The organism is Halorubrum hochsteinianum (assembly GCF_023702125.1).
Classification (GTDB): Archaea; Halobacteriota; Halobacteria; order Halobacteriales; family Haloferacaceae; genus Halorubrum; species Halorubrum hochsteinianum.
The window spans coordinates 495,899-517,655 of record NZ_CP098415.1 but is presented as its reverse complement, the minus strand read 5'-3'; the positions used below and the strand labels follow the sequence as shown (position 1 = coordinate 517,655).

12 protein-coding genes are annotated in these 21,757 nt (G+C 70.5%); 5 read left to right on the top strand and 7 right to left on the bottom strand.

The features are described from left to right. Positions 1-18 precede the first annotated feature (18 nt). Positions 19-2,373: a phosphoenolpyruvate synthase gene (ppsA, locus tag NAF06_RS02515; protein ID WP_008581764.1), complete on the bottom strand. Its 2,355-nt coding sequence runs from the start codon at positions 2,371-2,373 to the stop codon at positions 19-21. A gap of 207 nt (positions 2,374-2,580) precedes the next feature. On the opposite strand from ppsA, the gene NAF06_RS02510 reads away from it, so the two are divergent. The 3 genes from NAF06_RS02510 (at position 2,581) to NAF06_RS02500 (ending at position 9,367) form a co-directional block, all read left to right on the top strand. Further along, complete coding sequence (locus NAF06_RS02510) at positions 2,581-3,204, top strand: DUF7344 domain-containing protein (protein WP_008581763.1); 624 nt, start codon at positions 2,581-2,583, stop codon at positions 3,202-3,204. 279 nt (positions 3,205-3,483) lie between these two features. Then, on the top strand, positions 3,484-7,794 hold the full coding sequence (locus NAF06_RS02505; RefSeq protein ID WP_251106177.1) for a S8 family serine peptidase: 4,311 nt from the start codon (positions 3,484-3,486) through the stop codon (positions 7,792-7,794). 175 nt (positions 7,795-7,969) lie between these two features. Next, positions 7,970-9,367, top strand: coding sequence for a PGF-CTERM sorting domain-containing protein (locus NAF06_RS02500; RefSeq protein WP_008581757.1), 1,398 nt, complete (start codon positions 7,970-7,972; stop codon positions 9,365-9,367). A gap of 8 nt (positions 9,368-9,375) precedes the next feature. Here NAF06_RS02500 and NAF06_RS02495 read toward each other — a convergent pair whose 3' ends face one another. Continuing rightward, positions 9,376-10,125, bottom strand: coding sequence for a DUF7344 domain-containing protein (locus NAF06_RS02495; RefSeq protein WP_008581756.1), 750 nt, complete (start codon positions 10,123-10,125; stop codon positions 9,376-9,378). A gap of 447 nt (positions 10,126-10,572) precedes the next feature. On the opposite strand from NAF06_RS02495, the gene NAF06_RS02490 reads away from it, so the two are divergent. Continuing rightward, entirely contained in the window at positions 10,573-16,308 is a 5,736-nt protein-coding gene (locus tag NAF06_RS02490; RefSeq protein ID WP_008581754.1) for a S8 family serine peptidase, read from the top strand. A gap of 289 nt (positions 16,309-16,597) precedes the next feature. Here NAF06_RS02490 and NAF06_RS02485 read toward each other — a convergent pair whose 3' ends face one another. The 4 genes from NAF06_RS02485 to NAF06_RS02470 all read right to left on the bottom strand — a co-directional run bounded on the left by NAF06_RS02485 (position 16,598) and on the right by NAF06_RS02470 (position 19,725). Then, positions 16,598-17,323: a DUF8116 family protein gene (locus NAF06_RS02485; RefSeq protein WP_486612592.1), complete on the bottom strand. Its 726-nt coding sequence runs from the start codon at positions 17,321-17,323 to the stop codon at positions 16,598-16,600. A gap of 106 nt (positions 17,324-17,429) precedes the next feature. After that, on the bottom strand, positions 17,430-18,188 hold the full coding sequence (locus NAF06_RS02480; RefSeq protein ID WP_192813794.1) for a DUF7344 domain-containing protein: 759 nt from the start codon (positions 18,186-18,188) through the stop codon (positions 17,430-17,432). Positions 18,189-18,274: 86 nt separating this feature from the next. Then, positions 18,275-18,961, bottom strand: coding sequence for a DUF8054 family protein (locus tag NAF06_RS02475; protein WP_008581751.1), 687 nt, complete (start codon positions 18,959-18,961; stop codon positions 18,275-18,277). Next, positions 18,958-19,725, bottom strand: coding sequence for a nucleotide-binding protein (locus NAF06_RS02470; protein ID WP_008581750.1), 768 nt, complete (start codon positions 19,723-19,725; stop codon positions 18,958-18,960). The genes NAF06_RS02475 and NAF06_RS02470 overlap by 4 nt, the downstream gene beginning before the upstream one ends. 398 nt (positions 19,726-20,123) lie before the next feature. Between NAF06_RS02470 and NAF06_RS02465 the strand changes: the two genes are divergently transcribed. Then, positions 20,124-21,410 carry an MBL fold metallo-hydrolase gene (locus NAF06_RS02465; RefSeq protein ID WP_008581749.1) on the top strand — a complete coding sequence of 429 codons (1,287 nt, stop codon included), beginning with the start codon at positions 20,124-20,126 and terminating at the stop codon, positions 21,408-21,410. Positions 21,411-21,446: 36 nt separating this feature from the next. On the opposite strand, the gene NAF06_RS02460 is transcribed toward NAF06_RS02465, so the two are convergent. After that, positions 21,447-21,719, bottom strand: coding sequence for a DUF7385 family protein (locus tag NAF06_RS02460; RefSeq protein ID WP_004596496.1), 273 nt, complete (start codon positions 21,717-21,719; stop codon positions 21,447-21,449). Positions 21,720-21,757 lie beyond the last annotated feature (38 nt).

Sequence of the window (21,757 nt, the reverse complement as noted above, 5' to 3'; positions counted from 1 at the left end):
GAACCGGCTCCGACAGTCTCAGCGGACCGAATCGAGCAGCAGCCGCTGTTCGGTCCGCTTCACTTCGTGTTGGACGTCGCGGACCGCGTCGATGTTCGCGGAGATGGAGGAGACGCCCTTCTCGACGAGGAACTCGACCATCTCGGGCTTCGAGCCGGCCTGCCCGCAGATGCTGGTGTCGACGCCCAGCTCCCGGCACGTCTCTATCGTGTCGCCGATCAGGCGCAACACGGCCGGGTGAAGCTCGTCGAACCGGTCGGCGACGTGGCCGTTGTTGCGGTCGACCGCGAGCGTGTACTGCGTGAGGTCGTTGGTGCCGAAGGAGGCGAAGTCGATCCCCGCCTCGGCGAGCTCCTCGATCTGGAGCGCGCTCGCGGGCGTCTCCACCATCACGCCCCAGCGGTGCGTCTCGGGGTCGATCCCGGCCTCGCGCATATGGGCCTTGATCCCCTCGACGTCCGCCGCGTCGTTGACGAGCGGGAACATCACTTCGAGGTTGTCGTACCCCATGTCGTGGAGCTGCGCGAACGCGGCGAGCTCCTGCCGGAACGGCTCCGGCTTGTCGAGGCTCCGGCGGATCCCGCGCCAGCCGAGCATCGGGTTCGGCTCGGCCGGCTCGCCGTCGCCGCCCTCCAGCTCGCGGAACTCGTCGGTCGGCGCGTCGATGGTCCGCACGCGGACCGGCCGGGGGTAGAACTCGTCGGCGACGCGCCGGACGCCCTCGATGAGCTCGTCCTGATACGCCTGCGCGCCGTGGTCGGCGATGTACTTCTCCGGGGTCTTCCCGAGCGACAGCACCATGTGTTCGATCCGGAGCAGCCCGACGCCGTCCGCGCCGGTCGCCGCGGCGCGCTCGGCCGCCTCCGGAATCGAGACGTTCACCTTCACCTCCGTCGCCGTCATCGGCTTGACGGGCGTCTCCGGGCGCGCGGCCTCCACCGGCTCGAACTCCTCGCCGGGCTCGGCCGACTCGTCCTCGCCCGCCCGGACCGTCCCCTTGTCGCCGTCGAGGGTGACGTGCCGGCCGTCTTCGAGGACGCGGGTCCCGTTCCCGGTCCCGACGACCGCGGGGACGCCGAGCTCCCGCGAGATGATCGCCGCGTGGCTCGTCATCCCGCCCTCGTCGGTGACGATGCCCGCGGCGCGTTTCATCGCCGGCACCATGTCCGGCATCGTCATCTCCGTCACCATCACGTCGCCCTCCTGTACCTGATCGAGCTGGTCGAGCTTGTGGACGATCCGAACGGTTCCGGAGACGGCCCCGGGGCTGGCCCCGAGCCCCTCGACGAGGAGGTCGGCGTCGTCCGCGCCGCCGCCGTCGGCCCCGTCAGATCGCCCGTCGGTCGCTTCCAGTTCCGCGCCGCTGCCGTCGCCGTCGGCGGTCGCCACCGCGCCCCCGGCGTCCTCCGAGCCGTCCGCGTCCTCGCGGATCGTCGTGATCGGGCGCGACTGGAGCATGTATATCTCGCCGTCGTAGATCGCCCACTCGACGTCTTGCGGCGAGCCGTAGTGGTCCTCCACGCGCTCGCCGAGCGCGACGAGGTCGCCGATCTCCGCGTCGGAGAGCACCCGCGCCGTCCGCCGCTCCTCGTCGACGTCGAGTTCGACCGTCTCGCCGGTCTCGGCGTCTTTCACCATCTCAACCTTCTTGTCCGCGACGGTGACCTCGTCGACCGCGCCGCGCTCGCGGTCGTACACGTAGTTGTCCGGCGAGACGGTGCCGGAGACGACGGCCTCGCCGAGCCCCCACGCCGCCTCGATGGTGACCTGCGGCTCGCCCGTCGACGGGTGGCTGGTGAACATCACGCCGGACTTCTCGGCGTCGACCATGCGCTGGACGACGACCGCGATGTCGACGTCGGCGTGCGGGAACCCCCGCTGCTGGCGGTAGTAGATCGCGCGCTGGGTGAAAAGCGAGGCCCAGCACTCCTTGACGCGGCGGAGCAGGTCCTCCTCGCGGACGTTGAGGAACGTCTCCTGTTGGCCGGCGAACGAGGAGTCGGGGAGGTCCTCGGCCGTGGCGGACGAGCGGACGGCGACGAACGCCTCCTCGCCGTCCTCTCCCATCGCTCGGTACCGTTCGAGGATCTCCTCGCGCACCGACTCCGGGAACGGGGTGTCGAGGATCAGGCGCTCCGCGGTCGCCTCGGCCTCGCGGAGCGCCGCGGAGTCCTCGGGGTCGACGTCGACCGCGTCGAACAGCTCCTCGTCGATCCCGGCCTCCTCGATGAACGTTCGGTACGTGCCCGCGGTGACGGCGAACCCCGGCGGCACCGGGAGCCCCGCACCGATGAGTTCGCCGAGCGACGCGGCCTTCCCGCCGACGGTCCCGACGTCGTCGGCATTGACGTCCTCCAGCAAGAGTACTGCCATTCGTGTACTCGGAGGATCCGCGAGGCGACGTATGAAGGTTCCGGCGGACGTAACAATGAATAAAACACAACTCGCGTCCGAGTTGTGACCGTGCGCTGTTCGGATTCTCTCGCTCCGTCGAGCACGCCGAGATGTTACAGGTGCTGTGGCGAGAACAGCATCATATACACAATTTTCTTAAATAAAAACTCCTACCTGTTGTTCACAGTGGCTCATCAGCCCGCATCTACCCACACTTCCGACGCCGAACGGACGGCGTTCGACGACGAACGGGTAGCGGCGTCTCCGGACGCCGACGATCCCGCTCCCGACCGGTCAGAGGCGCTCATCGAACTGCTCGCCAACGCGCGCCGGCGGTACCTCTGGCAGTACATCCGGCGCGAAGACCGCGAAATACCCCTTCAGGAGGCGTCGAAAGCGGTCGCGGCCCGCGAACTGGACAAACCCCCGTCGGCCGTGACTTACGACGAACGCAAGAGCGTGTACACCTCGCTGCTCCAGTTCCACTGTCCGAAGATGGCCGACGCGGGGCTGATCGAGTTCGACCGCCGCGCCGCCCGGGTCTCCCCCTGCGAGGGGTCGAACCCCGTCGTGGAACTCGAACCCGACCGACGACGGGTGGGGGCCACCGTCCTCGGCGCGGTCGGCCTGTCGACGTTCGTCACGGTCGGCGCGTGGCGACTCGGTCTCCCGGTGTTCGGCGCGCTCACCCTCGAAGCGCTCGCGATCGCTCTCGGTATCGCCGTCGCGGTCGCGTGTTCCCTCTACTACAGCGTCCTCAGGTCGACCCCCGCGGTCGAGTTCGACGAGGTCCTCCGTCGGCTCCGGTAGCACCGCCTCACGTCGGCTCCGACGACACCGCCTCACGTCGGCTCCGCTCGCCAGCAGGCGCTACCCTCCGATCCCATCCGACGACCGGTTCCGCCGGGAAACACCGACGAAAATCACCGGAAGACACGACTCTTTGTGGGATTTTCACGCCGCGGGAACGGCTTATATTCTGAATAACCACGTCCGACCGGCCGTTGTGACGTGACACCTCCGCACGGTGGAGGCGAACTATCGATGGTACACCGGAAGACACTCTTTGCGACGTTGTTCGCGGCCGTCATGGTCGTGTCCATGTTCGCGCCGACCGCGGGTGCGGCGGCGGCCATGGACGCGACCGGCGGCGACGCGGTCGACGCCGGCATCGCCGACGTCGACGCAGACGTACAGCCACAGACGACAACCGAAACGAACGAAACCCAGTCCGCCTCGACGGGCGACGAAACGCGCGTCGTCGAGGAGGTACCGGCCTCCGAGGCGACCGGCGAGGTCTCGGGGTCGCTCCGCGACGCTAGCGGCGAGACCACGCTGATCGTGTCCGTCGAGCGGACGGTCGACGTCCCGCGGCTCGCGGCGATGGACGACGCGTCGGCGTTGGACGAACTCAAGGCCGACGCGAGGGCGACACAGGCCCCCGTCATCGACGCGCTCGAAACGGGGTTCGACGCCGAGGTCCGCAACTCGTTCTGGGCCGGTAACGTCGTCTCAGTCGACGTCGACCTCGACGAGAACGACATCGAGGAGATCGCGTCGATCGACGGCGTGAGCTCCGTGTCGCCGAACGTCCAGTACGAGCGGCCCGAGCCGCCGGCGACCGGTAGTGACGCGGACGCGACCCCCGCGGACCACGACGGCGAGTACACGTACGGGCTCGAACAGATCAACGTCCCCGAGTTCGAGGACGAGTTCGGCGTCCGCGGCGAGGGTGCCACCGTCATGATCGGCGACGACGGAATCTCGAACCCCGAGGAGGGACACCCCGACCTCGAGTTCGCGAAGGAGGCGATCGCGGAGAACGGCACCGTCGAGGAGGGGACCCTCGTCGGCGGTAACGCGGGCGCGCACGGCGAGCACACCGCCGGCACCGCGACCGGCGCGGCCCACCCGGCCGGCGACGTGCCGCGGTACGGCGTCGCGCCCGAGGCCGACCTGCTGATGGCCGACGTGTTCGCGGGCGGCGCGTACACCGAGGACATCATCGCCTCGATGCAGTGGGCCGCCGAGAACGACGCGGACGCGGCGAGTTTCAGCCTCGGACTTCCGTCGGAAACCGGGCGATCGACCTTCAGTCTCCAGTACGCCGACGCGATCGAGGACGTCAACGCCGCGGGGACCGCCGCGGTCGTGTCCGCCGGAAACTCCGGTAGCGGCGACTCGGGCGGGCCGGTCTCCGCGCCGGCGACGAGCTTCAGTTCCGTCGCCGTCGCCGCCTCGACCGAGGCCGGGGACATCGCGACGTTCTCCAGCGGGGCGGTGATCGACGAGAACAGCATCGAGGGCGACGAGACGCTTCCTGACTGGTTCCCGCGTCAGTACGTCCAACCCGACGTCGCGGCTCCCGGAAACGAGGTCTTGAGCTCCGGCCCGCTCGGCGGCGACATCGGCGACGCCAACGCCACGTACTCGTACGCCAGCGGCACGTCGATGGCCGCGCCGCACTACACAGGAGCTATCGCGCTCCTTCAGTCGTACACCGACGAGGATCTTGACGCAGCGGTCCTCGAATCCGCGCTGGCGGAGACGGCGGAGAAGCCGGAAAACGACTTCACGGAACTGAACGGCCGAGACATCCGCTACGGCACGGGGATCATCGACGTCTACGCGGCCGCCCAAGCCCTCGACGAGCGGCAGACGATCGAGGGAACGGTGACCGACGCCGACGGCGACCCCGTCGTCGGAGCCACCGTCGAAACCGCCGCGGGCGCGCTCACCGCGACCGACGAGAACGGCACGTACTCGCTCCCGACCACGACGGAGCCGGCACAGCTCACCGTCGACGCCTTCGGGTACGAGAGCGAGACGCTGAACGTCTCCGGCGGCGAGACGACCGATGTCCAGCTTGACGACGAGCTGGTCGTCGACCTCGTCGAAGGACAGCCGCCGGCCGTCGAGCAGGGCGGCTCCTTCGATGTCGTCGTTGAGGTCGCAAATCTCGACCGGTTAACGGTCGCTCCCGCCGACGACGCCACCGTCGACCCCGACGATCTGACGCTGTCCGTCGGCGGGGACGAGGTGCCGATCGGCGAGCCGATCGAGACGGACGGACTCACCGGCACCGTGACGCTCAACGTTTCGGTGGCTGACGACGCCGACCTCGAATCCACGGTCGCGCTCGAACACACCTTCGAGCGACTGCCCGAGGACCCGGACGATCCGGACGATCCGGACGCCGAGGCGACCGTCTCCTTTGAGGACGGGCTCGTCTTCGACGTCGGCGAGACGAGGTCGGTGGCGCTCTCCACCGACGCCGCCGACGTCGCCGGATACCAAGCCACGGTCGACTTCGACCCCGACGCGCTACAGGTCGTGAGCGTCTCGGGCGGCGAAGTCGGAAATTCACTGATCTCCAGCTACGACAACGAGAACGGCACGATCTCGCTCGCGGACGCGCAGAGCGAGGGCGTCGACCAGCCGACGCTCGCGAACGTTGAGTTCACGTTCGTCGGCGACGAGGGCGACGAGACCGACCTCGAAGTCGCCGACAACGGAACAACCGTCTCGGCCGCGGACGGCGACCTCCAGACCGTCGGCGAGACGGTCACCTGGTCCGCCGGAATCCCCGGCGACGTCAACGACGACGGAGCGGTCACGCCGTTCGACGCGGTGTTGACCCAGCAGTTCATCGCCGATCAGGAGCCGAACGGCGAGTTCTACGAGTCGCTCGCCGACGTTGACGACAGCGGCACCGTCACGACGACCGACGTTGTCCTGATCCTCGAACAGCTTGTCGGCGTCGACGAGAGCGCCGCGACGGTGCTCTCGAACGCGCAGGGTGTCGACGCGGTCGCCGAAACGACCGCCGACGGGGATGTCGCTCCGGCGGACGGTCACGACGACGGCGAGCAGATCGTCGTCGAGACGGGTCCGACCGAAGTCGTTGACGAGCTCGGTCCCGCCGAGTTCGAGGTCGAGAACGTCGAGACGCCGGAGTCGGTTACGACCGACGAACCGATCCTGGTCGAGGCCACGGTGACGAACGTCGGCCAGCAGTCCGGCCAGACGCAGACGATCACCGCGATCCAGGACGCGGCGACCGGCGGGAACGACACGTTCGTCTACTTCCCGCCGAGCACCGTGACGCTCGATCCGGGCGAGTCGACGACGCTACAGACGGAGTTCCCCTCGATAGAGGGACTCAACGCCGCGCTGGGTGACGTCGACTTGGGTCCGGGCGACGAACTGGAGGGGGTCCAGCAGGTCGGTGAGAACCTCAACCCCGACGAGGGCCCCGATCCGGTGATCGACGACGAGGGCACTTCGGCGTTCACGGTCACCGGTGAGGAGTTCACGGTGAGCGATCTCGCCGCACCGGCCGAGGCGGAGCCGGGCGCTGCGATCGACGTGAACGCGACGATCACCAACGACGGTAACGCGAACGGCACGCAGGCCGTCGAGTTCGCGTTCGCCGGCGAGACCGTCGCGTCACAGAACGTGACGCTGGGGGCCGGCGCGAGCGAGAGCGTCGGCTTCGAGAACGTGACGCTGCCGAGCGAACCGGGCGAGTACGAACACGGGATCTTCACCGAGGACGACGGGCAGACGGCAACAATCGTCGTCGGTGACCCCGCTGACGGTCCGACGTTCACCGTAAGCGACCTCAGCGCTCCGGCCGAGGCGGAGCCGGGCGCTGCGATCGACGTGAACGCGACGGTCACTAACGACGGCGACGCAAACGGGACGCAGGTCGTCGAGTTCGTGTTCAACGATAGTGTCGTCGCGTCGCAGAACGTGACGCTGGGGGCCGGCGCGAGCGAGAGCGTCGGCTTCGAGAACGTGACGCTGCCGAGCGAACCGGGCGAGTACGAACACGGGATCTTCACCGAGGACGACAACCAAACGGCGACCATCGTCGTCGGCGATCCGGCGGAAGCCGAGTTCGAGGTGACCGGATTCGACGTGAGCCCGTCGAACGCGACGCTCAACGATTCGCTCACGGTCGACGCCGAGGTCACCAACGTCGGGGACGCCAACGGCACCGTCGACAACGTCGTCGAGGTGACCGGTCCCGGATTCCAGGGATCGATCGTGTTCAGTCCGCCGGAGAGCGACGAGTTCACCGCGGGGCCGCTCGCGCCGAACGAGTCGGCGACGCTTCAGGTGAACCTCGGGACGCTCCAATCGATCGACGACATCGACGGCGTCTCGATCCAGCCCGGCGACGAGGTCGCGTTCACGCACGTCGCCGGTCAGGACGTGAACCCGCTCTACCCGCCCGACCCCGCGATCGACGACACGGCGTCGACGACCGTGACCGTCGTCGAGGACGACGGCGGCGAATCGGCCGACGCGAGCGGTGACCCCGCGGAGCCCGAGGTGGCTCAGGCGGTCGCGGACGGTCCCGCCTCGCTCGGCGCGGCGACCGCGCTCGCATAGGCACGCCACCGACCCATCGCCGCCACGGCGGCGATTTTTATACTATCGGTGGCCGAATCGGCTTTCGAACACGCAACTCGGTCCGGGTCCGTGCCCGGACCACGGCGGCATGGGCTCGCGCCCGCGGACGCGCTGACGCGTTCACAGACACGCCACGGCGAACACACCACTCCACATGACGACTCACACCACACGCGGACGACTGCTCGTTTGCCTCCTCGTCGCGCTCGTCGCGATCACACCGCTCTCGGCCGGCACCGCCGCTGCTGCGGTAGGGACCGCTCCCGTCGACCAGACGGAGCCGACGGGCGAACTGACGCTGACCACAACGAACCAGACCGACGAGACGGTGACCGTGACGCTCTCGACGACGGTCGACGACGTCGCGGGCTATCAGGCGAACCTGACGTTCGACCCGGATTCGACCGCGGTCCAGAGCGTCTCCGGGGGCGAGGGGCAGTTCTCGGCCGATCCCGTGACGAACGTCGACAACGAGAACGGCTCAGTGAACTTCAATCAGGTCGCCGCGAACATCTCGTCGGGAAGCGACGCGCCGACGATGGCGACGCTCGTCTTCGCGGTGCCGGAGGAACCGACCGACGTGACGTTCGTCCCCGAAGACTCTCTCGTGACGACGAGCGAACCCGAAGACGTCACGAACCTCGTGCGCGACGGCGTCACCCTCGCCGGTGACGGGAGCGACGGTGGAGACGGTAGCGATGGCGGTGACGGTGGTGACGGTAGCGATGGCGGCGACGGCGGAACCGGTTCCCCGCCGGCAGGCGGCGGAGACGGCGGCGACGGAAGCGGCGGTAGCGACGGCGGAACCGGCGGCACCGCCCCGCCGAGCGGCGACGAGGCGGCGACGGTCGAGGCGGACGTGACGCCGGTCGACGGCGGCGCGACCCTCTCGGCGACCGACGTCGAGGCCGGGTCGACCGTCGAGGCCGACCTCGGCGACGCGGTCGGCGACGGGACCGTCGCGGTCGACGGGCTAACGGTCGAGACCGCGGCGGCGGTCGACTCGCTCACCGTCGAGGCGCGGTCGGTCGACGCCGAGACGGTTCCGGCGGAGCCGCCCGCGTCCGGCGACGACCCCTCGTACCTCGAGTTCGAGACGAACGCCTCGTCGGACGCCGTCGCGAACGCCACGGTCTCGTTCACCGCCGACGCCGACGCGCTCGGCGCGGAGCCGGAGGACGTGCGGCTGTTCCGGCTGGTCGACGGCGAGTGGAACGCGCTGGAGACGACCCACGAGGCCGACGGCGTCTACACGGCCGAGACGCCCGGGTTCTCGTACTTCGCCGTCTCGGGAGCTGCCGACGACGCCGACGCCGACGACTCGGACTCGACGGGCGGCGACGGTTCCGGCGGATCGTCCGACTCCGGTGACGACTCGGCGGCGGGCGGCGACGCCGGCGATGACGCCGGCGACGACTCGTCGTCCGGGAGCGACGGCGGGAGCGGGGGCGACGGCGACGAGCCGATCCTCGAAGAACAGACGCCCGGGTTCGGCGTCCTCACGACGCTGCTCGCGGCGCTCGGTGCCGCGCTGCTCGCCCGTCGACGCTGAGCGGTCCGTCAGCCGTCGACGCGGCTGAGCGCGTCGGCGAGCGACAGCCCGTACTCGGTTCGAACGAAAAGCGAGTAGACGAGGAGGGCCGCGGTCGCGCCGATGCCCAGCGAGAGGCCGACCGCGGCCAGCGACAGGGTCCCGAAGACGGGCAGTCGGAGGGCCCACGCGCCGAGGACGACGCCGCCAGCGACCGCGAGCGCCCCGCAGGCCGTGTTGCGGACGTCCTCCGTGTCCGGCTCCACGGTCACGGTCAGCTGCGGCGGGAGCTCCGTCGCGAGCCGGACCGTCGAACTCCGCTTGTCGAACTCGATCAGCCCCGCGTCGGCCATCTTCGGGCAGTGGAACTGGTGGAGCGAGTTGTACACGCTCTTGCGCTGGTCGTATTCGACGTCCTCGACGTCGACGCCGTTCTCCCACGCCGCGATCCGGCGCGACGCGTCGGACAGCTCCAGCTCCACCCCCTCGCGACGCAGCGCGCGCCAGAGGTACCGCCGTCGCCGGTTGCTCAGTAGTTCGAGGAGGTCGTCGGCCGCCACGCCCGCGGCCGAGTGGGACCCGTCGTCGGCCGTGGAATCGCCCTCGTCCGCCGCGAGCCGGCCGGTCGCGCTCGCCGGCCGGGCGACCGTCCCATCCTCCGAACCGTCGACCGTAGGCGCGTTCTCCTCCCGTTCGCTCCTCCCGTCGCGGCCGCCTGCGCCCGTCCCGTTCCGATCGTCACCGGTCGAGTCTCTCGGATCCAGATCCCGGAGGCGCATGACTACGTTTCAATTATCTTCAATGTATATAACTTCTTGCCACGCTGCTATGTCTCTCTCGCCCCGTCGCAATCGTTTCCGGGCGCATCGGGGTCTGGCGGTAAGATCGCGTTACCGACCACCCGACACCGGGGCCGTCGGCGAATGATCGACTCCGGTGGCTGATGTATATATCTGTCCGTTCCGGCCTCGGCGATCGGCCGAGTGCCCGCGCCGTAACGAGCGGTTACGCCGGAAAGCTCCCGCCCCTCGTCGCGTTCGATACGTGATACGTCGCGCCGCCACGAGTCATTACGGCGCTGATCGGCGGAGTTCGCGGCGTCGACACCGGCGATTGCGGCGACGCAACCGCGCGTTGCGTTCGCACATTGCGCTAATAACTACGGGCGAACCGCGCCGTTGCCTCGACATCCTCCCGTAGGGGGAGGTGCTCCGAAGCGAGAAGACATGATACGCACCATCGACTACTCGAAGGCGCTCGCCGCGCTGTTCGCGGTTCTCATGGTCGTCTCCATGATGGCTCCGGCCGCCGGGGCCGCCGTGGCCGCGGACGCGGGCGACGCCACGCCAACGACGGAGGGTGCCGGCGCGTCGCCGGCGTTCTCCGACGAGGTATCGTACGAACAGACGAGCGACGGCGAGTTCGAACAGCAGGACGCGAGCGACGTCGACATCGACCCCGCGCTCGAACGCAAGTTCGAGGGGGACGCGGAGTCCACCGGGGGCACCGTCGATGTCGTCGTCAGGCTCTCGCCGGCCGACACGAGCGGGGTTCAGGGACAGGCGGCGACGGTCGACGCGCTGAAGGGCCACGCCGCCGAGACCCAGCAGAACGTCGTTCGCTTCGCGCAGATGTCCGAGCACGTCGAGCTCGAACGGCAGTTCTGGATCACGAACGCGGTGCTCCTCGAGGTGAACCCCGACCGGGTCTCCTTGGAGGAGATCGCGTCCGCGGAGGGCGTCGAGCGCCTGCACGTGAACTTCGAGGTCACGACGGCGCAGGCGAGCGGCGGCAACAACTCGACGAACGGCACGTCGGGCGACGCGCCGACGAACGAGATGTCGGAAGACACGCCGACGAACGAGACGTCGGAAGACACGTCGACGAACGAGACGTCGAGTGACGCGCCCGCGACCGAGGCGTCGTCCGAGGACGCGACGGCCGACGCCGAGCCGATCGCTCCGTCGTCGATGCAGACCGAGAACTACTCGACGACGTACGGCCTCGACATGATCAACGCGACCGAGGTCTGGGACGCGTACAACACCCAGGGCGACGGCGTCGAGGTCGCCGTCCTCGACTCCGGGATGGACGACTCCCACCCGGACCTGCCGGAGCTCGACGACGAGCACTGGCAGTCGTGGGACTCCGACGGCAACCCGATCGACTCCGAGCCGTCCGACTCCAGCGGCCACGGGACCCACGTCTCCGGGACGGTCGCCGGGGCCGAGGACCCGGCGGGCGACGTGTCGACGTTCGGCGTCGCGCCCGACGTCGAGCTGTACCACGGGCAGGTGATCCCGGCCGGCGGCGGCTCGTTCGCGCAGGTCGCGGCCGGCATGGAGTGGGCGGTCGACACCGCCGAGGTCGACATCGTCTCGATGAGCCTCGGTGCGCCCGGCTACGCCGCGGACCTGATCGAACCGTCCGAGAACGCGCGCGACGCGGGCGTCATCCTCGTCGCGTCCGCCGGCAACGACGGCGACGGCAACACCGGATCGCCCGGTAACGTCTACCCGAACTTCGCGAGCGGTGCCGTCAACGAGGACGCCGAGGTGGCGTCCTTCTCCGGCGGCGAGACGATAGACACCTCCTCCGCGTGGGGCAGCGACGCCCCCGACGACTGGCCCGACGAGTACGTCGTGCCGAACGCGGCCGCGCCCGGCGTGGACGTGCTGAGCTCCGTCCCCGGCGGCGGCTACGACGGGACCTACTCCGGCACGTCGATGTCGGCACCGCACAAGACGGGGGCGTTCGCGCTCGTCCTCTCGGCGGCCGGCGGCGACCTCGACCGCCAGACGGCGATCGAAGCGATCGAGGACACCGCCTGGAAGCCGGACGACGCGCCCGAGCCCCCGGGCACGCCGGACACCCGCTACGGCGTCGGCATCATCGACGCCAAGGCGGCGGCCGACCAGGTCGCGCTCGACAGCGGCGTCACCGGCACCGTCACCGACGGCGACGGCGAGCCCGTCGAGGGCGCGACCATCGAGGTCGAGGAGAGCGGCTTCGGTGCCGAGACCGGGCCCGACGGCGAGTACACGGTGCTCTCGCCGCCCGGCAACTACACCGTGACCGCCAGCGGCTTCGGCTACGAGGAGACGAGCGAGAGCGTCTCGATCCCGGACAACGAGACGTTCGTCGAGCAGAACATCACGCTGGCCGACGCGCTCGGCGTCGAGCCCGTCGCGGGCCAGCCCGACGCGATCGAGGGCGGCCAGCAGTTCGAGATCCAGGTGAACGTCGCCAACCTCGACACCTACTCGGTCGAGCGAACGGGCGGCTACAACGGCAGCCTGACCTTCGAGCTCAACGGCGACGAGATCGAGGAGGGCGAGGAGGTCTCGCTCGGCGGCATCTCCGGGACCGCCACCCTCACCGTCACCACCAAGCAGAACACCGAGGGCGAGCTCTCCCTCGATCACACGTTCTCCGGCGCGGGCGACACGGTCTCCGTGACGACCGGGCCGACGACGGTGTTCTCCGAGTTCACGCCGATCGCCGTCGTCGACGACGGCTCCTACGGCGACGACGTCGTCGACCGGCTGACGGACCAGCTGCCGGCGTCGTACGAGATATCGCTTCTCACCGGCAGCGAGGCCGTCGACGCCGCGGCGAACGACGAACACGAGGCGTACGTCGTGCAGGACATCGACGAGACGCACGTCGAGGACCTGAAGTCGAACACCGCGGGCGCTTCGACGGGCGTCGTGTGGCTCGACCAGTGGGGCAGCGGGAGCACCGGCGTCCCCGCCCGGTCGAGCGCGCTCGGCGACCCGACGAGCACGTCCGACAGCTTCGCCTCGCCGAACCCCGAGATGGAGATCGTCTCGGACAGCCCCCTCTTCGAGGGCGTCGGCGAGGCCGGTGACACCTTCGGCATCCACTCCGCGAACTTCGCCGACCACGCCTGGTTCGAGGGCACCGACTTCCAGACGGTCGGCTACGTCCAGGCCGGCGGCGTGACGGACGGTCCCGCCGCCGCGACGAACGGACAGGAGCGCGAGGTGCTCCTGTCGACGTTCGGCTCGACCGCCTTCGTCGAGTCCGGCGACTACAGCGACGACGCCGACGCCGTGCTGGCGAACGCGGCCTCGTGGGCCGCGACCACGCCGCCGGTCGTCCTCAACGAGGGGCAGCCCGCGCAGAACACCCCCGGTGAGAGGTTCGGCTCCGAGTACAGCGTCCAGCAGCTGGAGAAAGTGAAGGTGTCGCTCCACGAGGACAGCACCGCCAACCAGTCCGAACTCGACCTGTACGTCGGCGGGACGGTCAACGCGTGGGACGAGTGGCGCGCCTACTCGCCGCCGCGGACCGACGACGACTACACGGTCGAGGTCGAGTCTGAGGACGACACTGTGGGATCGGTGATCCTCGAGACGACGTTCACCTTCGCCAACAACCCGGACGCGGTGGGTGACGGCGGGGACATCGCTCCCGAGGACTCCCACGAAGTGACGATCACCACCGGCCCGACCGCCGTCTACGACCCGCCGCTGACGGTCGGCGACGGCGGGGACGTCGAGACCATTCAGGAGGCCGTCGACCTCGCGCCCGCGGGGGTCGAGATCGGGGTCACCGAAGGCACCTACGCCGAGACGGTCTCGGTCGAGGAGACGCAGAACCTCACGATCTCCGGCGAGAACGCCACGATCGTCGCGCCCGACTCCGGCGGCGACGACGGCCACGCGCACGTCGACATCCAGGCCGCCGGGACCCACTTCGAGGGCTTCGACCTCGAAACGCCCGCGGCCCTCGCGGGCGTCGGCGTCTCCGGCGCGAGCGACGTCGACGTCACCGACGTGTCGGTGACCGGCGCGTCGGACGCGGTGCAGGTCGTCGAGAGCAGCGACGTGAACGTGACCGACGCCAGCGCGGCCGGCTCGGCCGACAACGGCGTCCACGTCGCCGACAGCGAGGCGGTCGACGTCACCGACGCCGAGGCGACCGACGCCGGCACCGGCGTCCGGATCGCCGACAGCGCGGACGTCGCCGTCGACGCGCCCGCCGCGACGAACGTCTCGTACGGCGTGATGCTCGACGGCGCGACCGACACCGCGGTCACCGGGGCGTCCGTCGAGGACGCCGGCGAGGCGGGGATCGCGTCGATGGGTTCGAACGGCGTCGAGATCACCGACGCGACGGTGACCGACGCCGGCTACGGCGTCCACGTCGACGGCGGCTCGGTCGCGAACCTGACCGACGCGTCCGTCGTCGACAGCGAGTACGGCATCGCCGCGGAGGGCGGTGCCGCGGTCGCCGACGCCGCGCACAACGAGATCGCGAACGCCACCACCGGCTTCGCGTTCTCCGGCAGCGCGACCAGCGGCGAGTTCGCGAACAACGACGTCAACGCCACGACTGGCGTGCTCGCGTCCGACGCGGGCGGCGACCTCACCTTCCACTTCAACGACCTGGCCGAGACCGAGACCGCGATGGCCGCCGAGAGCGGGACCTTCGAGGCCCCGCTCAACTGGTTCGGTACGGACGGCCCGCAGGCCAACAACGGCGTCGAGGGCGACGTGCGGTACTCGCCGTTCCTCACCGCCAACCTCGGCGAGGTCGACACGAACACGACGCAGATCGCCGTGGACCTGACGATGGAGGCCAACGAGACCTACACCGTCGGCGTCCCGGCGGCCACCGACCAGACGGTCGGCGACGCGTTCGACGACGAGTTCGAGGGTGCCATCTACGGCTACGACGCCGAGATCGGCGACTGGCAGATGCTGACGGCGAACGACAGCCTCAGCGCGCTCTCGGCCGTCCTCGTCGTCGCGGAGGAGGACACCTACGCCACCTTCGACTTCCAGTCCGGCGACGAGCCCGCCAGCCCGGGCCAGGTCGACCTCCACAACGGGTGGAACCTGGTGAGCCCGTCGGCGTACCACGACGAGGAGTACGCCTTCTGGACCGACGGCACGAACAAGGGCGACGGCGACTACTACACGCCGAGCACGTGGATGGTCGCCGAGTCCCACGCCGACGGCCACGTCGGCGAGGGGACCGTCGCCGACTCGACGGTCAACCCGTTCGGCGGCTACTGGGTCGGCATCGGAGCCGAGGGCGACGGCTACACCCTCTTCTCCGAACTGGAACAGGATCCGACCGTCGACGACTACCGCGCGCTGCTCGACCCGGAGACCCCGACCGCCCCGCAACCGCCGGGCGAGAGTCCGGGCGAGGGACCGAGCGAGCCCGAGGACGTCTCGGTCGCGGTCGTCGACGAGAACGACTACCACGAGGGTGCCATCGCGAGCGCGCTCTCCGAGGAGCTCGACGACGACGTCTACACCAGCGTCGACACGCTCACCGCGGACGAGCTGCTCGACGAGATGGACGGCTACGACGTGTTCGTCGTCCAGCGATTCGGCAGCGACTCGCTGGCGTCCGACTTCGCGGACGCGCTCGCCGACGACCAGGCGGTCGTCTACCTGGACTCCGACCAGGGCGGGACCGCCGAGGCGTACGCGGACGGGATCTACCGACTGAACAACGTCCGCGACGACCCGGCCGAGCGCGAGTCCGTCTCGCTCGACGCCGACGACCAGCCCGTCGAGGTCGACGTCCAGTCCGACCACCCGATCTTCGACGGCGTCGGCAGCGAGGGCGAGTCGGTCACGGTCGTCGAATCGGACATCACCTGGGGCTCGTGGTTCAACGACTACGACGGACAGGTGCTCGGCCACTCGGACTTCAGCCCGAGCGACGAGGGCGAGTTCGAGGGCCCCGGCGTCGCGATCGACGAGGACCGTAACGAGGTCCTGAACACGGCGATCGCGATGGACTTCTTCCACGACGATCCGGACGACTTCACCGACGCGGGCCTCACGCTGTTCGCGAACTCCGTCGAGGAGGCCGCGAGCATGGCCGCGTCGTCCGACGGTACCGCCGCCGCGGAGGAAGACGAGGAGGCGGGCACTCAGCCCGACCTCGCGCCGGTCGCGGCCCCCGCGGCCTGACGGGCGCTCGCCCGCTCCGACGCGGATTTTTTCACCGACGCGCGCTCGCCGAGCGCCGGCTATGGGGCGAACGAGAACGGAAGAGAGAGCCGTGACGAACCCTCGCGGTCGCGAACGAGATGGGGGCCGAAGCGTCGGGGACAGCGAACCGACCTGCGGTTCGTGTCCTTTCGGAGGGGTCGTTTCCGTCTATACTTATCTCCCGTTTCGCGGTCGGGCGCTGTAACTCGTTACAGGACCTGTAACATCACCCCGGCCGAAGAAGCGTCAGACGCACCGGCCGTCGCCCTCAGTCGGCTTCGAGCCGTCGCCGCTCGTCGCGCAGCAGCCGCTCCCAGAGTCCGAACAGCCGGCTGTCGAGACCGTACGCCTCGTCGACGCGTCGGACCCACCGGTCGTCGGCGAACAGGTGACGCTGGAACCGCCGCACGTCGGGGGAGAGGCGGTCGCGCTCGCCGCCGTAGTAGGAGAGCGACTCCTCGCGGGTCCGGGCGACGAGGTCGGCGGGGATGTCGATCCCGTCGGCGGCCGCGACGTGGTCGAACCACTCCAGGTGGAGCAGCGAGTCGGCGAGGAGGAACCGCTCGCGGAAGCCGGCGACCCGCGACAGCGCCGGCGCGCCGTCGATGCGGACGTCCGTCGGCCGCGAGAATCGGGGCGCGGTCGCGGTCACTCCCGCCCCCTCCGCGATCGCACCGGCGACCCGCCGCAGCCGCCAGTCGCCGTACCGGACCGGCGCGATCAGCGCGAGTTCGTACCACGTCGGCAGCCACTCGCAGTACGGCTCCGAGAACGCGCCGTCCGCGAGCAGCGTCGCCGCGACCGAGCGGGCCTCGTCCGGCGTCAGGTCCCCGGGCGCGGTTCGGAGCCGACGGGCGATCCGGTCGGCGTCGACGGCGTCGACGCCCGAGAATCCCATTCCCTCGGCGACCCCGGCGGTGTACGCGCGGCCGGCCGCGTACCACTCCACGAAGTCGGCGGGCGTCGTCAGCCGCAGGAGTCGGAGGACCGTGATACGGATCGGAGGGGCCGAGGCGAAATAACCGTTCGGGCCGCGTCCGGCGGGCCGGCGAACCGCCCCCCGGCGCGCCGGCCGGAATCGCCCGGTCAGCGCCGCCCGATCAGCCGTCGACGCGGGCCAGCGCGTCGCCGAGCGACACGCCGTGGTCGGAGCGGACCGCGACGGCGTACACGAGCCCGGCGGCGGCGACCGCGGCCGCGACGGCGAACGCGACGCCGCCGAACGAGAGCGGGCCGAACACCGGAAGTCCGGCGGCCCACGAGCCGAGGATGACCCCGGTCGAGAGCGCGAGGGCACCGAGCGCGGTCCGCCTGACGTTCTCGGTGTCCGGTTCGATCTCGATCACCAGCTCGTCGGGGAGGTCCGAGGTCAGGCGCACCGTCCCGTCGCGCTCGTCGAACTCCACGAGTCCCGCGTCGGCCATCTTCGGGCAGTGGAACTGCCGCAGCGAGGTGTACACGCTCTTTCGCTGGTCGTACTCGACATCGGCGGGGTCGACGTCGTTCTCCCACGCCGCGATCCGGCGCGACGCGTCCGACAGCGCCGTCTCCGCCTCCTCCGCGCGGAGGTGTCGCCACAGGAGCCGGCGACGGCGGTTCCCGAGCAGCTCCAGGAGCTCGTTCGCACGGACGCTCCTGCCGTCGCCGTCGACCGCTCTCGCGTCGCCGTCTCCCGTCGCGCTACCGCCGCCTCCCGTCGCGGGTCCGTCCTCCGCGCTCGGTTCGGCCGCGTCCGCGTCGACGCTCCGTCCCTCCCCGCTCGCCGGCCCCTCGGCCTCCGGCTCGCGCCCGGAGTCGGTCGCCTCCGGCCCGCCCCCGGACGCTCGGTTCTCCGGCTCCACTTTCCCTCCAAATGACATGTTATATCTTCACACGACCGCCGGGGAAAAAATTACCGGTGAATCGAGCGTTCCAAACGCGCGTCGAATTCCGCCGCGGTCCCGCGCTACCCGTTCGCGCCGCCGCCGTCGCCCGCGCCGATCGAGTCGAACGGGTCGTCACCGCCGGTCTCTCCGGGGTCTGCGCCCTCGGATCCCTCCGCCACCCCCGGCTCGTCGAGCGCGTCGTCGAGGCCCCACTCCGCGGCGCGGTCGCGGGCCTCCGACCGCGCCTGCTCGCGGATCGCCTCGATCCGGTCGTCGTCGTTGAGGAAGGCGGCGACCGCGTCGTCGTCGTCCGCGCCGTCCCGGAGGCGGTCGTCGGGGGCCGCCTCGCGGGTCCGCTCGGCGAGGTCGGCGTCGTCGGCCACCTCGGTCGCGGCCGCGTCGGGCGCGACGCGCAGCGCGTCCTCCTCGTGGGCCGCGGCCAAATCGTCCGCGTCGACGGCGTACAGTTCGACGCGGTACGGGCCCGGGACCGCCAGTTCCGCGAGCGCGTCCGGGCCGCCGCTGTCCGTCACGGTGTTGTACGCCAGCACGGGGACGCCGTCCTCGAAGGTGATCACGCCGCGGGCCTCGCCGGACAGCAGCAGCGTCTCCTGGGGGACGAGCGTCGCGTAGCCGGTGAGTTCGCGGTCGAGCGCGCGCGACAGCGTCGTCCCCACGTCGGAGACCACGCGCGAGCGCAGGAGCGTCCCCCGGGGGATGGTGAGCGTGCCCGGCTCCGCGGACGACTCCGCCGACTCTCCGCTCATGGCGTGTCGGGGACGACCGCGCTACGGAACCGGTCCGCCACCGCGCCGCCGTCGCCGTGGCGCACGTCGAGTCGGTCGGCGGCCCGTCGGTAGCGCGCCGCGGCCTCGCTCTCCGGCGCGTGCGCGAGCAGGGGCTTCCCGGCCCGGCGCGCCGCCCGGACCGCGTCGCTCTCGGGGACGTTCGCGAGGACGGGGCCGCCGAAGTGGCGCTCCGCCTGCGCCGCCACGTCGTCGGCCTCGCCCCGGACCTTGTTGAACAGGACGCCGGCGGTCTCGGTCCCGTACGAGCGGGCGTACTCCTGAACCTTCAGCCCGTCCGAGAGCGCGGGGATCGTCGGCTCGACGACGACGACGACGCGGTCCGCGAGCACGACCGGCAGCACGGCCGACTTCGAGCCGAGCGCGGCCGGCGAGTCGAGCAGGAGCACGTCGGTGTCGCGCGCCAGCTCCGCCACCACGTCGCGGAGCCGCTCCGGTTCCGCGGCCTCGAAGCCCGCGAGCGAGGTGCCGCAGGGGACGACCGAGAGCCCGAACCGCTCGTAGACCGCCTCGCTCACGTCCGTCGCGGTCCCCGCGACGAGCAGGTCGTGGAGGGTGATCGCGGCGTCGTCGAGCCCGGCGTGAAAGAGGAGGTTCGCCATCCCGGTGTCGGCGTCCACGACCGTCACGTCGTGGTCCTCGGCGAGCGCCATCCCGAGCGCGAGCGTGCTCGTCGTCTTCCCCGTGCCGCCCTTCCCGCTGGCGACCGCGAACGCCTCGACCATACGCCCGCTCACCCGGCGGTCCGAATAAAAGCTATTCATCGCGGTCGCGGTGACGCTTACCTGCTGCCGATCGCGGTGGCGCGTGCCGGTGATCGCCGTACCGCGGCGCGAACCGCACGCGCGAGGGAGTCGGTCGGCCGGAGCGAAGCGGAGGCCGGCCGGCGAGGTTGGGGAGGTGTGAGGTGCGGTCGCTGTGCGGTCGGGCGGGACTTAAAGGGGCAGTCGCGAGGACGAAGACGGGCGACGCAAGGACCGCAGGAGCGAACGGAGTGAGCGACGAGGACCACAGCGAGCCCATCGAGTCCTCGCGGCTGGGGCTTTGGAGGCGTTCGTCGTCGTCGATCGTCCCCATCCCCCGTCCACCGAGCGCTTTTGATCCAGCGGGCCGAATCGCGATCATGGTCGAGACAATCTCCGCCGACGAGTTCCGCGACCTGATCGACGCGCGCAGGCGGGGCGACCGCTCGTTCGTCGTCGTCGACACGCGGCCCGAGGAGAGCTTCGAGGGGTGGCGCGTGGCGGACGCGGTCCACTACTTCCACAAGCCGTTCCACGAGTTCGACGTCGACGACTTCGAGCGCGAAACGGGGATCTCGCCGGACGACAGCGTGATCACGCTGTGCGCGAAGGGGAAGGCCTCGCAGGACTTCGCCGCAGAGCTCGACGCCGCCGGCTACGACGACGTGACCGTCGTCGACGACGGCATGCGCGGCTGGTCCGCGGTGTACGACCGGACCGCCGTGCCGCTGCCCGACCGCGCCGCCTCCGCCCCGCCGCTCGACGTGGTTCAGGTCCAGCGCCGCGCGAAGGGGTGTCTCGGCTACCTCGCGGTCGGCGGACGCGAGCCGGGAGAGGCGGACCACACGCCCGCCGACTCAAGGGAATCCGACGGCCCCGACCGCGTCGCCGTCGCTGTCGACGTTTCCCGACACGGCGACGAGTGGGTCGAAGCGGCCGCCGAACACGACGCGTCGATCGCCGCCGTCCTCGACACGCACGTCCACGCAGACCACCTCTCGGGCGGTCGGGCGCTCGCGGACGACCTCGGGGTCCCGTACTACCTGCCCGCCGCGGCCGCCGACCGCGACGTGGATCACGAGTTCGAGCCGATCGGGCGCAACGAGACCCTCGACGTCGGCGGCGTCGGCCTGAAGGCGCTCGCGACGCCCGGCCACACCGACGACGGCGCGAGCTACCTCGTCGGCGGCGCGGCGGTCCTCACGGGCGACACGTTGTTCACAGAGGGCGTCGGCCGGACGGAGCTCCAGTTCTCGGCTGGCGACGCCGGGGAGGCCGACTCGGGGGCGGGCGCAGCGAGCGCGGCGCACCGGCTCTACGACTCGCTCCACGGGACGCTGCTCGCCGAACCGGACGGCGTCGTCGTCTGCCCGGGGCACTTCGCGGTCGCGAACGACGGGACCACCGGCGACGCCGTCCCCGGCGAACCGGTCGTCACGACGGTCGGGGCCGCGCGCCGCGAGATCGGCGTCCTCGGGCTCGACCGCGAGGCGTTCGTCGAGAAGATCACGCGGACCCTGCCGGAGAAGCCGCCGAACTACGAGTCGGTGATCGCGGCCAACCGCGGGATCGAGTCGCCGCCGGACGAGACCGCGGCGATCGAACTGGAGCTGGGGCCGAACCGCTGCGCGGCCGAGCCGGACGCGTCGTCGAGCGCGGGCGACTGATCGAGATCGCTTCCGCCGCCGTCCCCGCCCTCCGCCCTACTCGTCGTGGATGAAGACGAGCCGCTTCGACTCCGTGTTGACCAGACAGAGGTCGATCCCGTCGCGGGTCGCGCCGATCTGCTGCCAGCCGTGGTCGCTGACGAACAGCGTCTGGAACACGCCGCGGTCGCAGTCGGGGTTCGGACAGCCGACCCCCGCCGCGTTCTTGTAGACGGTGGTCCCGCCGCCGGAACTCTGGCGCACCAACCCGTCCGTCAGCGACCGGAACTCCTCGGCGGACATCGGACTCTCCGCGTCGTCGTCTCCCATGCGATCGCGTTCGCCGCCGACCGTCTAAAAACCGCCTG